Annotated in this window: 15 protein-coding genes; 4 read left to right on the top strand and 11 right to left on the bottom strand. The window is 56.6% G+C overall.

Going from position 1 to position 14,354, the window contains the following annotated elements; all coding sequences use genetic code 11:
• Positions 1 to 4: 4 nt before the first annotated feature.
• The 4 genes from J8E65_RS03855 to prmC are packed head-to-tail and all read right to left on the bottom strand — an operon-like array spanning position 5 to position 5,292.
• Positions 5 to 1,171: a lipocalin-like domain-containing protein gene (locus J8E65_RS03855; protein WP_210374101.1), complete on the bottom strand. Its 1,167-nt coding sequence runs from the start codon at positions 1,169 to 1,171 to the stop codon at positions 5 to 7.
• Positions 1,164 to 3,683, bottom strand: a complete 2,520-nt coding sequence (locus J8E65_RS03850) for an ABC transporter permease (protein WP_210374100.1) — start codon at positions 3,681 to 3,683, stop codon at positions 1,164 to 1,166. The genes J8E65_RS03855 and J8E65_RS03850 overlap by 8 nt, the downstream gene beginning before the upstream one ends.
• A gap of 5 nt (positions 3,684 to 3,688) precedes the next feature.
• Positions 3,689 to 4,405: an ABC transporter ATP-binding protein gene (locus J8E65_RS03845; RefSeq protein ID WP_210374099.1), complete on the bottom strand. Its 717-nt coding sequence runs from the start codon at positions 4,403 to 4,405 to the stop codon at positions 3,689 to 3,691.
• Entirely contained in the window at positions 4,381 to 5,292 is a 912-nt protein-coding gene (gene prmC, locus J8E65_RS03840; RefSeq protein WP_210374098.1) for a peptide chain release factor N(5)-glutamine methyltransferase, read from the bottom strand. The genes J8E65_RS03845 and prmC overlap by 25 nt, the downstream gene beginning before the upstream one ends.
• Before the next feature lie 73 nt (positions 5,293 to 5,365).
• Between prmC and J8E65_RS03835 the strand changes: the two genes are divergently transcribed.
• Both J8E65_RS03835 and glgP read left to right on the top strand, forming a co-directional pair.
• On the top strand, positions 5,366 to 6,157 hold the full coding sequence (locus tag J8E65_RS03835) for an SDR family NAD(P)-dependent oxidoreductase (RefSeq protein WP_210374097.1): 792 nt from the start codon (positions 5,366 to 5,368) through the stop codon (positions 6,155 to 6,157).
• 104 nt (positions 6,158 to 6,261) lie between these two features.
• Positions 6,262 to 8,334: an alpha-glucan family phosphorylase gene (glgP, locus tag J8E65_RS03830; protein WP_210374096.1), complete on the top strand. Its 2,073-nt coding sequence runs from the start codon at positions 6,262 to 6,264 to the stop codon at positions 8,332 to 8,334.
• A gap of 77 nt (positions 8,335 to 8,411) precedes the next feature.
• Here glgP and J8E65_RS03825 read toward each other — a convergent pair whose 3' ends face one another.
• The 5 genes from J8E65_RS03825 to lat form a co-directional block, all read right to left on the bottom strand.
• Entirely contained in the window at positions 8,412 to 8,780 is a 369-nt protein-coding gene (locus J8E65_RS03825) for a high-potential iron-sulfur protein (RefSeq protein WP_210374095.1), read from the bottom strand.
• A gap of 99 nt (positions 8,781 to 8,879) precedes the next feature.
• On the bottom strand, positions 8,880 to 9,173 hold the full coding sequence (locus J8E65_RS03820; protein ID WP_210374094.1) for an acylphosphatase: 294 nt from the start codon (positions 9,171 to 9,173) through the stop codon (positions 8,880 to 8,882).
• Between the two features lie 4 nt (positions 9,174 to 9,177).
• Positions 9,178 to 10,560 (bottom strand): alpha-amylase family glycosyl hydrolase, encoded by a 1,383-nt coding sequence (locus J8E65_RS03815; protein ID WP_210374093.1) that lies wholly within the window; start codon positions 10,558 to 10,560, stop codon positions 9,178 to 9,180.
• Positions 10,561 to 10,637: 77 nt separating this feature from the next.
• Positions 10,638 to 10,841 carry a hypothetical protein gene (locus tag J8E65_RS03810; protein ID WP_210374092.1) on the bottom strand — a complete coding sequence of 68 codons (204 nt, stop codon included), beginning with the start codon at positions 10,839 to 10,841 and terminating at the stop codon, positions 10,638 to 10,640.
• Positions 10,842 to 10,872: 31 nt separating this feature from the next.
• Positions 10,873 to 12,234: an L-lysine 6-transaminase gene (gene lat, locus J8E65_RS03805; protein ID WP_210374901.1), complete on the bottom strand. Its 1,362-nt coding sequence runs from the start codon at positions 12,232 to 12,234 to the stop codon at positions 10,873 to 10,875.
• Positions 12,235 to 12,442: 208 nt separating this feature from the next.
• Here lat and lipA point away from each other — a divergent pair, with 208 nt between their 5' ends.
• Complete coding sequence (gene lipA / locus J8E65_RS03800) at positions 12,443 to 13,426, top strand: lipoyl synthase (RefSeq protein ID WP_210374091.1); 984 nt, start codon at positions 12,443 to 12,445, stop codon at positions 13,424 to 13,426.
• 7 nt (positions 13,427 to 13,433) lie between these two features.
• Here lipA and J8E65_RS03795 read toward each other — a convergent pair whose 3' ends face one another.
• Positions 13,434 to 13,619 (bottom strand): type II toxin-antitoxin system Phd/YefM family antitoxin, encoded by a 186-nt coding sequence (locus J8E65_RS03795; RefSeq protein WP_210374090.1) that lies wholly within the window; start codon positions 13,617 to 13,619, stop codon positions 13,434 to 13,436.
• A 197-nt stretch (positions 13,620 to 13,816) separates the two neighbouring features.
• Between J8E65_RS03795 and J8E65_RS03790 the strand changes: the two genes are divergently transcribed.
• On the top strand, positions 13,817 to 14,011 hold the full coding sequence (locus J8E65_RS03790; RefSeq protein ID WP_237181632.1) for a YgaP family membrane protein: 195 nt from the start codon (positions 13,817 to 13,819) through the stop codon (positions 14,009 to 14,011).
• 1 nt (position 14,012) lies between these two features.
• On the opposite strand, the gene J8E65_RS03785 is transcribed toward J8E65_RS03790, so the two are convergent.
• Positions 14,013 to 14,345: an SCP2 sterol-binding domain-containing protein gene (locus J8E65_RS03785; RefSeq protein WP_210374088.1), complete on the bottom strand. Its 333-nt coding sequence runs from the start codon at positions 14,343 to 14,345 to the stop codon at positions 14,013 to 14,015.
• Between the last annotated feature and the right edge of the window lie 9 nt (positions 14,346 to 14,354).

Genomic DNA, 14,354 nt, shown 5'->3' with positions numbered 1-14,354 from the left:
AGCGTTAAGGGCTACCTGGCAGCGCAGCTTCGCCATAACCGGTCAGCTCGACGTAGCCTAAGCCTTTTACTTTTTGCCCGCGATGCTGTCCCTCAACAGCTACAGCTCCCTCCCAATAGCGCACCGACACGTTCAGCTCCTGGTCCTTCAGGCGCGGCCTAATGTAGAGTTCCAGCTCTTGGGCAGGCACGCGCAGGTGCCACGCTGAAGGATAGGTAAGCTGGCTATGCGGACTGGTCCAGGTATCGCGCACTTCAAGCTGAACAGCTCCACTTTCCAGAGGGAGCGACCGCCCCTCTGGATCAATCAGCGCTCCACGCGACCAGGGGCTTTCGGAGCCATCGCGGCGGCGTAGCCGGTACCACATCAGGTCGTACCCATGGTCGAGCTGCAACGCAAACCAATCCCACCCGACCTGATCCTCGCCTAAAGCACTGGTGCTCCACTCGCGATCCAGCCAACTTAACCCTTCAACGGTATACGTTTGGCTGCCTATGCGCAGCATACCTGTTGTTGCGAGCCGAGAAATTGAGTAGTAATACGAGGCATTACCCGGCTTTGGCCCTTTAGGATCTAACCCTTGATTGCCCTGCAGCACGACAGGCTTCAGCGGCGTCAGGGTTAACTCTAGGGTTACTGCTCCCTCGGAAGCTCCAAGACGCCAGGGGAACACTTCAGGGCCAGCCTGTGCCAGCTGCCAATTTTCGAGCCAGACGCGAAACGGCTGGGCTGTAGCCCCAGCCAGCCCAAGCGCTCCTCGACTTAAGCGCTCGAAGGCATAAAAGCGCCCCTCAGCAATATCGCTGAGCGCCAGGTGTGCCATGTACAGCTGGCGCGTCCGCCAAGCAGAAGCAGCAATTGTATCGGCCTCGCTGGGCGGGGCCAAAGCAATTCGAAATAGCGTAAACTGATAACCGAACGAGCGATCTTCCGCTGTGCGCAGATGACCGGTCAGATACCACCACTCGGTTTTGAATTCAGGGTGTGGCCCGTGGTCCTCAGGAAAGTGGAACGTGCGCGGTGCTCGAGCCCGCGCATAGCCGACCGTATCTCCCGCCAGTGCTTCGGCCACCGTCAGCCGCGTCGCGGTCGGCATGGTATCGCGCCGGAGCCACCAGGCTGCAGTGCCCAAAAGCAGCAGCAAGCCAAGCGTTAGTAGGTAACTACGCATAACGCAACGCTTCGGCAGGTTGCAGGCGGGCCATCTTCCAGGCTGGATAGATACCTGCCAGAAGCGCTGCCCCAAGCGCTAGTGCAAGCGCCTCAAGCAGCACTTCCACTGGCACCAACAGTTGAAGCGTCCAGCCAAAAGAACGCCAATTGATCACGTAAATTAAGCCGGCTGCTAGCCCAATCCCCAAGGGCAGTGCAAGCAAGCCAGCGCTCACGCCTATAAGCGCTGTATGCAGGACCACGTGACGCCGCAGCTCTTGCGGCATGAGTCCTAAGGCACGCAATACGGCCAGCTCCCGCCCACGCTCCAGCGCTATGGCCATCAACGCTGCCACAATGCCTATAAAGGCCACCAAGATGGTCACCAAGCGAAGCACAGTGGTGACCTGAAACGTGCGATCAAACACCTCCAGCGAGGCGGCACGCAACGCCCGATTTGCGCGAATCAGCAACACCTGGCGATCGGCGGTAGCCTGCGCCAGTTGCACTACAAGCGTATCGACCGACACGCCTGGCGCAGCATAAAGCGCCAATCCTGTAACCGCTGCATCATCAAAGTACTTCCGGTAAACCGATCGTTCCATGAGCACTACGCCGACATCAGAGCCATAGTCGTAAAAAACACCAACAACAGCAAAAGGCTGCCAGCCACGCGGTGTAAGCAACTGCAACGTATCCCCAGCATGCACCCCAAAACGATAACTGAATGGTTCCGATACAATAACGTGGGGGGCTTGGCCAAACTGAGCCCAAATAGCAGAGGGATTGCCTTCCTTAAAACGGAACGTGCGGGGCGTGACAGGACTCACCTCAAAAGCGCCTAACTCGGCCTCCCCGTGTTCCGTCATAACCGCTAAGCGGCGAATCGCATAGACATCGGCCACCCCAGGCATCTGCCGAATGCGGCGCACCACTTCTGGATCGATTGTGGCCTCTGGTCGACGCGCGACCGGCGATGGCGGCTGCACGTACACATCGGCCTGGAGGGTATAGTTCAGCCACCCTACAAGGGTTGCTCGGAAGCTTTGCACCATCACCTCTACCCCAATCGTAGCTGAAAGCGCCACCGATAGCGCAGCAACGGCTACAGCCGTACGCTGCCTATAGGTCACAAGCGCCCGCGCAGCCATGCGGCCGGTCACACCCAGCAGACGTCCTAATGCAAAACGCACACCCCCAGCCACCATGGTAAGGACTACAGGGGCCTCGAGCACCATAGCCCCAATAAAAGCCAACAAACCTAGGTATCCCAATACCAGGCTTCGGCTGGAGATGAGCAGCACCCCCACGCTACCCACCCCTAACAACAGTCCTAGCCCTACTAACCGCAATATTTTTATCGGGCGCAAAGCCGCTTCAGGCATGGCCAATAAGGCCAGCTGGGGGGAAACGCGAGCAGCTTCATGTGCTGGCGCTAGCGCGGCCAGTAAGCTAGCTCCTAAACCCAAAACCATACCCTTAGCCAACGTCCAGCCTTCAAGCACTACGCGACGCACAACAAGAACGTAGTACAGGTCGTTGATCGTTTGCGTTACGAGCCGGACCAAACCCTGAGCCAACACGTAGCCCACAAGCAAGCCTAGCAGCGTTCCTATTCCCCCAATCCACGCGGCCTCAAAGAGCACCTCACGTAAGATTTCACCACGCGTAACGCCCAATGCCCGCAAGCGTCCCATGAAAACGCGCCGCTTGAGCACCGCAAACGTCATCGTGTTGTAGATCATAAACATGGCCACCATAAGCGCCAGCAAACTCATGGCCTGTAGGTTGAGGCTAAAAGCGCGCGTCATTTGGGCGGCCGTCTCGGTGCGCATGCGAACCGTGAGGAGCTCGGTGCCTGAAGGTAAAAGCGCCCGAAGACGCGCAGCTTCGGAAGGCGACAGGATTACGTCGATGCGACTTAGGCGCCCAGGCATTCCGAATTGCTCTTGAGCCGTGCTGACGTCAACCAGAATCAGCGAAGCAAGCGCTTCGACTGTGCGTGCCTCAACCGGCTCCAGTAGCCCTGTTAGGCGCAGCAGGCGACGCTGGCCGTCGATCTGTACGGAAAAGGTGTCCCCTACGCTGAGGGCAAGCGCCTCGGCCGTTGTGCGGGCCAGCACGGCCGCGTGGCGCTGGGTTAGGAATGCAGCCAAATCAAGCCCACTTCCAGGGTGAATGTATGGCCGGAAAGGGGCCTCTGCTAGGGGATCAATACCCAGCAGCTGCAATACGCGATCGCCTAGCTGCACGTAGCGTTCCACAACCGGTGCAATCTGCCGCAGCCCTACCTCACAACGCAACCAGCGATAGAGCGTATCGGCCACACCGGTTGGAGCTACAATCTGATGCGTTGCTTTACCTGTGACCGCATCTACAGACTGGTGAAAAGCGCGCTGGGCACTGTTCCTGGCCAAATCGACCGCCACCACTAAAGCCACACCCAGCATAACTCCCACAACTGAAAGGGCAAACAGCCAGGGGTGCCGCTCTAGGTAACGTCGTCCAGCACGCCGAAGCAAGCGGCTCATGGCTCCTAAGGACGGAAGATGTGCAGGCGTTCTGGCATCAGCTCGATCAGGCGGCCTTCACGCAGTTCCCAAATGCGGTCAGCTAGCGGCAAAAAGGCTTGGTCGTGCGTGGCCACGAGCAGCGTGCGCCGCTCTTGCCGCACCAATCGAACCAGCAAGGCCATCACCTGTTTGGCCGTCTGGTCATCTAGATTCCCTGTAGGCTCGTCCGCAAAAATCAACATCGGGTTGTGCACCAGCGCTCGGGCAATAGCCACCCGCTGCTGCTCCCCACCAGAGAGGCGATCTGGAAAGCTTCGGGCACGCTCGGCCAGTCCTACCTCCCTAAGTAACAGCTGCACGCGCTGCTGCGCAGCTGCATCCGTGCGTCCAAGCAATTCCAGCGGTAGACGCACGTTTTCCTCGACGGTCAGCGTAGGAATAAGATTGTATGCCTGAAAGATAAACCCTAGATGCTGGCGTCGAAAGCGCGTTCGCTCTTGTTCGGACAGCGCCGTAAGCGTAATCTGCCCAACACGCACGACTCCAGCATCTGGCCGATCCAAACCACTCAGCACGTTGAGTAACGTACTTTTACCCGCTCCACTTCGGCCCAGCAGCAGTGCCAGTTCCCCCTCTCGGAGCGAAAGCGACACGTCTTGCAATACCAAGTGCGCTTTTTCTCCTTCCCTATAGGCTTTGCATAACCCCGAAGCCTCTAGCACAAGTCTATCTGCACGCATCTTGCATCGGGTTTTGGGAGTACAGCCCGGACCATTCGGGGCAGACCTGCCAGGTCGTGCTCCAGCGTTACATTGCTATAGCCTTTAGTAGCCAATACATGGATCACTTCACCAGCATGGTAGGCATGCACCTCGCAAACCAGTTGCCCACCGGGAACCAAGAGCTGCTGCCCATGATGCGCCAGCGCTCGGTAAAAGCGAAGTGGATCAGCACCAGCATAAAGCGCCACAGGCGGCTCGTAATCACGCACTTCAGGAGGAAGCGTTTCAGCTTCATCTAGGGCCAAATAAGGAGGGTTGGACACGATCACATCAAAGGGCCCAGGAACCTGCGCTGGGAAATCCGCAGCCAAAACGTCGGCCTGCAGCCAGACCACGTCAAGCCCAAGGCGCTCGGCATTACGCTGGGCAATGGCTAAGGCGTCGGTACTGATGTCGCAGGCATATACCTGCATTGCAGGCTGGTGGTGTTTGATCGCTAATGCAATGCAGCCGCTTCCAGTGCCCACGTCGAGTAGACGCAAAGGCTTACGTGTAGGCAGGATTTCCAAAAGACGCGCCGTGAGCCACTCGGTCTCTGGGCGTGGGATAAGCACCCCAGGTCCAACCTCAAGCCGAAGGCCCAGGAACTCTACATATCCCAGCACGTATTGCAGCGGTTCACGGCGCAGCCGACGAGCCAGTAACGCGGCAAGCTGGGCCTGCTGCGCTGCACCTACCGGCTCGTCCGGATAGGCGTAAAGCTGCGCGCGCGAGCAGCTCAGCACCTCGCAGAGCAGCCACTCGGCATTGCGACGGGCATCGGGCACTCCTGCCGCTTCCAGCTGCCGGATTGCCTGCTGCAAAATTTCCTGTCGCGTAACCGTTGCTACGCTCATTGTCGGCATCCTAGAACGCCTGATCGCCGTTGCATCAACCGTCTTCATGCGGTTTTGCTTCCAAAACCAGCTTTCCGTAAGCATGAAAACCTTTAAGCATAAAACCATTCTGATTACCGGCGCTTCCAGCGGTATCGGTGAAGCGATGACCTACCAGCTCATTGATCCTACGGTGAAGCTGGTGCTGGTAGGCCGCTCAGAAGAAAAACTGCGAGCCATGGTGGCCGTCCTTGAAGCCCGTGGCACCTGGGCTCAAGCCTACGTGGCCGACCTATCCAAGCCTGGTGCTGCCGAGGAGCTGTTCCGACGCCTGAGCGAGGACGGCTACCGAGTTGACGTACTCATCAACAACGCGGGGGCTGGAAAGTATGGCCGCTTTGATACAATCAGCCTAGAAGAAACGCTAGCGATGCTCCGGCTCAACCTCGAAAACCTTGTAGCCCTCACGCACCTTTGCATCCCCCACATGCTTAAACGCGGCGATGCCGGAATTTTAAATGTAGCTTCAACAGCGGGCTTCCAGGGCATCCCCTACATGGCGGTCTATGCCGCCACCAAAAGCTTTGTGATCGCTTTTTCCGAAGCCTTACATGCAGAGTATGCCGACAAAGGCATTACGGTTACTTGCTTGTGCCCTGGCCCTACAGCTACAGCTTTTCAAGAACGGGCAGGCATGCCAGTTAAAGGCCTGCGACGCTTTATGGAAAGTCCCGAAAAAGTAGCTATTGCAGGCCTTCGCGCGCTACTTCGGGGCGAAGTGCTGCACATCAGCGGCACACCCAATGCCCTAACGGCCTGGCTAAGCCAACTTGCTCCGCGACGCATGCGCCTGGCCGTCACGCGACGCCTGCTCGGAGGCGCAGAAGACACTTGAACTGCTGTTTTAGACCACCGAATCTTTTAGATGGGGTGCGTAAACGCTTACCTTCTTATCTTTGGCATTTGTTAGTTCTCTGGTAAACCTGCTTTGATAGACGCATGACAAGCCGTGACAAACTGGAGGCCATTGCCGCTAACCTGTGGTGGAGCTGGAATCCAGAAGCTTTAGCACTTTTTGAGCAGCTTAACCCTGAAGCTTTTCGAGCCTCGCAGCACAATCCGCTGGCGGCGCTACGCACCGCCGACCCAGCCTTGCTCACAGATCGACCTTTTATCAAAGCCGTCGATAAAGTTTACGAGGCCTTTACAGCCTATCTGAATGCTCCTCCCCGCATTACAGATGCCCCCCGAACGGCCTACTTTTGCATGGAGTATGGGCTGCACGAAAGCTTGCCCTTCTATGCGGGCGGCCTAGGTGTGCTGGCGGGAGATCACATCAAAGCGGCCTCAGACCTGGGCCTTCCGATGACGGCTGTGGGTCTGTTTCTGCGCGAGGGTTACTTCCGCCAGCGCTTTGAGCCTAACGGCTGGCAGATTGCGGAATATCCAGCCATGGACCCTGCCGACCATCCGATGACGCTGGTGCACGGCCCCGACGGCTATCCGTTAGTGATCACGGTGCATCTAGGCCGGCAACCCTTTTATCTGCGTGCTTGGAAACTCGACGTAGGCCGCGTGCCCCTTTACTTACTCGATGGAGCCTTCGATGCGAATCCAGAGCCCCTGCGTAGCCTAACGCGCCGCCTTTACCAAGGCGATCGGCGCTTGCGACTGCAGCAGGAAATCATCCTGGGCATTGGGGGTGTGCGGCTTTTGCGTGCTTTAGATCTAGATTTCGAGACGTACCATCTGAATGAAGGACACTGTGCCTTTGTTGCCCTAGAGCTGCTGCGTGAGCGCTTGGCAGCTGGCGAAGCGCGCGAAGCCGCCGAAGCTTGGGTCCGTGATCACTGCGTCTTTACCACGCATACACCGGTCATGGCAGGCCATGACCGCTTTAGCCCGGAACTGTTCTTAGAACAAATGGAAACGTTCCGGCACCAGCTTGGGCTTTCAGAGACCGAACTGCTGGCCTACGGCCGTGTCAATCCAAACGACAGCACCGAGGCCTTTACGATGACAGTGCTGGGCCTAAAGCTTTCGCGCAAAACCAATGGCGTGTCGGCTATCAACAGTGTGGTGGCTCGCCGGCAATGGCACCATTTGTACCCAGATCGCCCTTTGAACGAAGTACCTATTGGCTACATTACCAATGGCGTGCATTTGCCGACCTGGACCGTTGCGCACGCACGCCCGTTCTTAGCACAGCATCTAGGCGACTGGCTCGAAGGTCGCTTTAACCCAGATCTTTGGCGCAAAATCGACTCCATCTCCGACGCGGAACTATGGCAGTACCGCTGCATGCTGCGCCGACGGCTGGTGGAGTTTGTCAACGAATACGTCAAACACCAATCGCTCCCCCAAGAAGCGCACCTCAGCCCTGAGGTACTAACCATCGGCTTTGCCCGCCGCTTTGCCACCTACAAGCGTGCCCCCCTTTTGTTTGAGGACATGGAGCGAGCGATTCAGCTTTTCTCCCGACAAGACCGTCCCATTCAGCTGATTTACGCGGGCAAGGCGCATCCTGCAGACGACGGTGGCAAACGGTTCATTCAGCAGATTTATGAGATCACGCAGCACCCAGCGTTCCGGGGTAAAGTCGTCTTTGTAGAAGACTACGACATGCACATTGCGCGCATGTTGGTTTCAGGATGTGACGTTTGGCTAAACAATCCTCGGCGACCGCTTGAGGCTAGCGGAACCAGCGGCCAGAAAACAGCCATACATGGGGGACTAAACCTGTCGGTGTTTGACGGCTGGTGGCCTGAAGGCTATAACGGACAAAACGGCTGGGCTTTTGGTCGCGAGGCCACGGGACTCTACGAAGATCCGATCACGCAGGATGTCGAAGATCGCGAAGCCCTCTATCGCGTGCTCGAATACGAGGTGATCCCAGCTTTTTACGATCGCAACGGCGAAGGACTACCGTTGCGATGGCTAACGCGCATGCGCCAAGCCATGCGCACCATTCCTGCACAGTTTAACGCGGTACGTATGGTGCGGGAGTACGTGGAGCAAATGTACCGACCTGCCGCAATGCCAGCAACCGTAACCGCAGCTGCTGCTCAATAGGGCCTACCTCGTGCCAACAAAAAAGCCCCTCTAGGCAGGGGCTTTTTTTGTTTTTGCTTATCGCCAAAGGCAGTCTTTTAACTCACTTTCTGCACCCAAGATGTGCAGTAGCCATCAGGATGAATGGGCCCTTTAATGAGCTGGCACCCTCCACATTGATTGGGTCCTGGTGCCGGCACATAAAGCTGGCAGTTATGGCAGTACTTTCCAGGCTCTGGCGAACGGTCTGTGTACTGCAGGCTTTCCCGCATCTGGATCTCTTCAGGCGTCAGGCCCGACACGTCTGTGCAAGAAAACTCTGCTGTAGCACCAGACATTCCCTGGTGTGCTGGTTGCTGCTGCTGACCGCCGCAGGCACTCAGCAGGGCACTGCCCCCAAGTCCGACCAGCCCTAGCGCCCCTATACGCGCCAAGAAATCCCGACGCGTGACGCGTTTGTTTTCCATGGCAGCCTTAGGTTTTGGTTGAACGAACGTACCGAAGCTTGGCAGCTCTTTTAAAGTAGCACGCTACGCTACCAAAAACAACCGGTTTATCTTTTTTCACTACCACCACCGAATTGAAAATTCCTCAAGATTGCCTTCTGCTGGCAGCCAATGCGGCACTACCCGGTCTACCCGGGCGGCTGGGGGCCCTTGGGCCAACAGGTGTAAAAGGGTTTCTAGGGCTTCTCGGGGGCCTTCGGCTACCAGATAGACTGCGCCATCGGGCTCATTGCGTACCCATCCCGTAAGACCTAAGCGACGGGCATGGTGCCGCACAAACTGCCGAAAACCCACGCCTTGAACGCGTCCTTCTACACGAGCCTCTAGGCGAAGCGAAGTTTCAACAGTACGCATGGACTCAGTGTACAGGTCGATAAATGCGATGCGCGTAAGGCGGCAACTCTAACCGGTCAGCCGCTAGCGTATCGGACCTAAACACCTCTACCCAACGCTGCCGAGCTATACGCGCAGGCAACGTGACCGTTTCAGGCCGGTTACGCACATTAACGGCTAGCAGTAACGTATCGCCTGCTGCAGCGCGCAGATAAAGCAGCACATGATCGGCTTCTGGATTCAACACCGTCAGCGTCCCACGCCGCAAGGCCTGACTCTCCCGATAAAAGCGTACATAGCGCCGGTAGAAAGCATACGTGGCTGGACTTTCAGGCGCATCCCAGCGATAAGGCGTGCGGGCAAAAAACGACACGCGCGTGCTGGTGCCCAGCTCTTGTCCGTTGTAAAGCAACGGCACACCAGGCATCGATGTGGCCAAGACAAAGGCTGCCATAGCACCTTCTTGCCCCCCAAAGAGTACGGGTGGCGGCGCATCCCACATGGTTTCGTCATGATTCGTGGTAAAACGTAACCGGCGCGCTCCAGGCGGCAACAACGCCAGTGTTGAATCCACCTGGCGCACCAGCGTGCGCAGCGGCGCGCCCCGAAAGACTTCCTTTAGCTGATGATAAAACGGCCAAGCGTACGTTAGGTCAAACCCAGCCAGGTGCATTTCAGGCTCGGCCGCCTCCGCAAGCATTAAAACCGGCTTAATCTTTTCTACCGAATCGATCGCTGCTCGCCAGAAATCCAGCGGCACGCCATGCGCCACGTCGCACCGATAGCCATCGATGTCAAACTCCCGTACCCAGTACTGCATCACATCGATCATCGCCTGCCGAAGCGCAGGATTGTCGTAGTTTAAGTCGACCACGTCGGTCCAATCTGTGGTATCCCCATTAAGCACGGGATAGGTAAAACCATCGATTGGGCCTGGCGTGTACCAGTCTGGATGCTCGGTTACCCAAGGATGATCCCAAGCCGTATGGTTGGCCACCAGGTCGATAATGATATACATGCCGCGCGCATGTACCGAATCGACCAGCGCCCGAAAATCCTCGGCCGTCCCATAATCGGGGTTAACAGCATAGTAGTCGCGCACAGCGTAGGGCGACCCCAGCGGCCCAATGTCGGTCTTTGCCCGCTTTTTCCCAACCGGATGAATGGGCATGAGCCAAAGTGTGGTAACGCCCAGCGCCTGCAGCGAATCTAACCGCTTGATCACTCCCTGAAACGTCCCTTCTGGAGAGAAATCGGGCACAAAAACTTCGTAGATTACCGCATCAGCAATCCACTCTGGTTTACCTACCCCTGAAGGAACCCTAGAGGCTTCACGTACGGGATGCTCAACACATCCCAGAAACGCAAACAAACTTAGGGGTAACACCAGACAAAAAATCGATCTCATGGCAGGTTTGCTCGGATGTAAGGGCTTACCTTGAGAAGAAGTATAACGTGCAGCCATCAAAGTCGCTATACCCTGTGCTACAACTTCCTGCGCATCAGCGCTGCTACCCCCAAAACGCCTACAAAAGCCAATACGCTGAGCAGTACCACGTCGCCTGTCACCTGCAGCCGGCCTGTGATGGCCAACTCGCCCATCAATGCTGCCACGCCAAAAAGCACTGCCAGCATCACTGCAGCCAGCAGCACAAACCGCGTTGAAGCAAAGGGCTCCGGGTCAAACATGGCAGCGCGTGGGCTTCGGATAGGCAAAGGCTTACTTTGACCAAGGCTGCAGGTGCGCCACGCGCTCCAATGCACGCCGCAACCTTCGGAGCCCTTCGTCGATCTCTTCCTCAGTGATGATCAGCGGCGGACGGAACCGAATCGAGCGTTCACCACATCCTAAAACAATCACTCCTTCCTCCAGGCTCTGCTGCCGGACAGCATCCCGAAAGGCCGTCGTAGGCAGATCGAAGGCGCACATTAAGCCGCGGCCGCGCACGTTGCTCATGAACGGTAGCGTTTGGGCCATCTCTTCAAGCCGCTGGAGCAAATAGGCCCCTACCTGAGCAGCATGGGCTACCAAGTGATCTTCCTCTATAATTTCTAGAATGCGGTCAAAACGCACCATGTCGGCCAAATTGCCGCCCCAGGTCGAGTTCAGGCGACTAGGGACATGAAACACATTGTCTTCCACTTCGTCAAGACGGCGGCTGGCCAGGATGCCACACACCTGTGTTTTCTTACCAAACGCTATCAAGTCGGGCTGGACGCCTAGCGCTTGGTGCGCCCAAAAAGCACCAGTAATGCCCACCCCAGTCTGCACTTCGTCAAAAATGAGCAGCGCGTCGTTTTCGTCGGCCAGCGTTCGCAACGCCTGCAGAAACTCGGGCCGGAAGTGATTGTCGCCTCCTTCGGCCTGGATGGGTTCGATGATGATGCAGGCAATGTCGTCTTTGTACTCGTAGAAGTATTGCTTCGCCTGGCGCAGGGCAAGTGCCTCAAGCTGCTGCGTGCGCTCTAGGTTTTCTTCGGTTAAGGGGAAGGTTAACTTCGGATTGATCACGCGCGGCCAATCGAACTTAGGAAAATACTGCGTCTTGCGTGGATCAAACGTATTGGTCAGCGAAAGCGTATAGCCCGTCCGTCCGTGAAAGGCCTGATCAAAGTGCAGCACCCGATGGCCCACCTCACGCCGGTAGCCCTTACGAAAGTTTTTACGGACTTTCCAGTCAAAGGCAGCCTTTAGGGCATTTTCAACAGCCAACGCACCTCCGTCAATAAAGAAGGCATACGGCAAATACTCCGGGATGCCGACGCGCTCGAAGGTCTGGACAAATCGGGCCATGTGCACCGTGTAGATATCCGAATTGGTCACCTTGTTGAGCGCGGCCTCCATCAAGCGCTTCCGAAACGCAGCATCGTTCAACATTTTAGGATGGTTCATACCCACAGCGCTCGAGGCAAAAAAGCCAAAAAAGTCGATCAGCTCCCGGCCCGTGAGCTGATCGTAGAGGCGCACCCCTTGGCTGCGCTCCAAGTCAAGCACAATTGGCAGTCCATCGGTCAGCAGATGGCGCGCCAGAATTGGTCGTACCATTTCCGGCGTAACCTGTTGCACGGTAAGCGAGGTCATCATGTGCGCTTTTCCAGCGTTGAGCTTTCGACTTCGGGAAAGTTCAAGATACAAAATCCTTTAACTTCGGGCGGGAACGTCCCGCGACAAAACCTTGAAAGATCCGCAAAGCGCAGCAAAAGCAAACAGTGCGGGATCATTCCTGGCCGAATCAGGTAGCGTCTTTTCAGTGGTTCTCCATGTCTTGCTGTTCAACGTAGAATTTTCCATGGCTGAACACCATCCAAGCACAACGCGCCGGTTTCGTCCTGGTGAAATTGAATTGCAGCGCGTACCCAAAGAACCGCTGTTTCCAGAAGGCGATGGAGGATTTTTTGAACTTCCGGTCATCGATCCACCACCTGTTGCCAACGAACGCGGTCGGAGGCCCGCTTGGCTACGTGCCAAATTGCCGTATGGCCCCACCTATCGCCGTGTGCTCGATATTGTCGAAACCCATCAGCTGCACACCGTCTGCCAGAGCGCCCGCTGCCCCAACATGGGGGAGTGCTGGACGGCCGGCACGGCTACCTTCATGATCCTAGGCAACGTTTGCACGCGCTCTTGCGGCTTTTGCGCCGTAAAGACAGGTCGCCCAGACCCGATCGATCCCGACGAACCCCGCCGCGTAGCAGAGGCCGTGCGCCTTATGGGCATTCAACATGCCGTCGTCACTTCGGTTGACCGCGATGACCAAAAAGATGGGGGTGCAGCCCTCTTTGCCGAAACCATTCGTCAAATCCGCGCGCTCAATCCAGGCGTAACCATTGAGGTACTCATCCCAGACTTTCAGGGCAACTGGGATGCACTGCAACTGGTGCTCGACGAGCGGCCCGAAATCCTCAGCCACAACCTAGAAACCGTTCCCCGGTTGTATCGACGCGTGCGGCCGCAAGCACGCTATGAACGCTCCTTAGAGGTCCTCTGGCGGGCCAAACAAGCCGGTCTTCGCACCAAAACAGGCATCATGGTAGGCCTAGGCGAAACCCAAGAAGAGGTTCTAGCCGTGATGGACGACTGCGTCCGCATCCAGCTGGACGTGATGACCATCGGCCAGTATCTGCAGCCTACACGCCTACACCTCCCCGTCGAGGAGTTTGTGCACCCCGAGGTTTTCCGTTGGTATAAAGAAGTCGGCGAAGCCAAAGGCATCGGCCACGTCGAAAGTGGACCGCTCGTGCGCTCTTCCTATCATGCCGAGCGGCACCTGTAGCCCAAAGCTACGCGGCGTCGCGTGCCTGCAGCAGCCGGCACCACAGGGCTGGATCTAGGAGTACGGCCACTACTTTACCCCGCTGCGTAAGTAACAACGGACCTACCGCCAGGTGCGCTTTGATGCCTTCCGTAGTCTGCCGACGTAATTGGGAAACCGGAACAGCCAGCTTGTCGCTCGTTGCGTTATGCATGAACATGCTTCACACAGGCTTCTTTAAGCTCAAAGAAACGCTTCTCAGACGCAAAGCTTCCCAGATTTTATTTACCACGCTAATCGTTACGTTTTTTTTACGTTACGGCCTCTCTGCTAGCGGCACCCTTTGTAGCTATGCCGGTTGATTCATGCTGTTATTACAGGCTAAAATGAAACAACGCTATGCGTAAAAACATGCATTCCGCGGATCGTGTGATCCGTATTGTTCTGGCTTTGGTGATCGGTGCGCTTTACGTAACCGGACAAATCAGCGGGGCTGCAGCCCTCATTTTAGGCCTTATTGCCCTGATTTTCCTTGTCACGGGTTTTGTAGGCACTTGCCCGCTCTACCGTGCCCTAGGCATTTCGACCCGTAAGGCAGCAACGTAAGCTAGCCCATACGGAACATAGACTGAAATTTGGTGGCCATTGGGAGGGACCCACTTACTTTCAGTTTGCCCATCATCATGAGGGCCATGGGGTTAGCTTCGCCGTTATTAAGCTTAAGCCAATTCTCGGCCGAGGTTGTGACGGTGACGGTAGGATTTTCATGGGTGCCTTCATGGATTTCTAAAGTACCGTTTTTCACTACAAGGTAGTAGGCACCGCCACCCTCACCCGTGAGGTTAAGCTGCACGACACCCTCGATACCGGCGGCTTGATCCGGCAAAAATCGCTCTTTGTAAGAAGCGATCACTTCAGGGATGCTGTTATACTTGGGCATAGTTCTTTC

Source organism: Rhodothermus bifroesti (assembly GCF_017908595.1).
Classification (GTDB): domain Bacteria; phylum Bacteroidota; class Rhodothermia; order Rhodothermales; family Rhodothermaceae; genus Rhodothermus; species Rhodothermus bifroesti.
The sequence above is the reverse complement of the archived record's forward strand: the minus strand, read 5'-3'. Positions and strand labels throughout refer to the sequence as shown.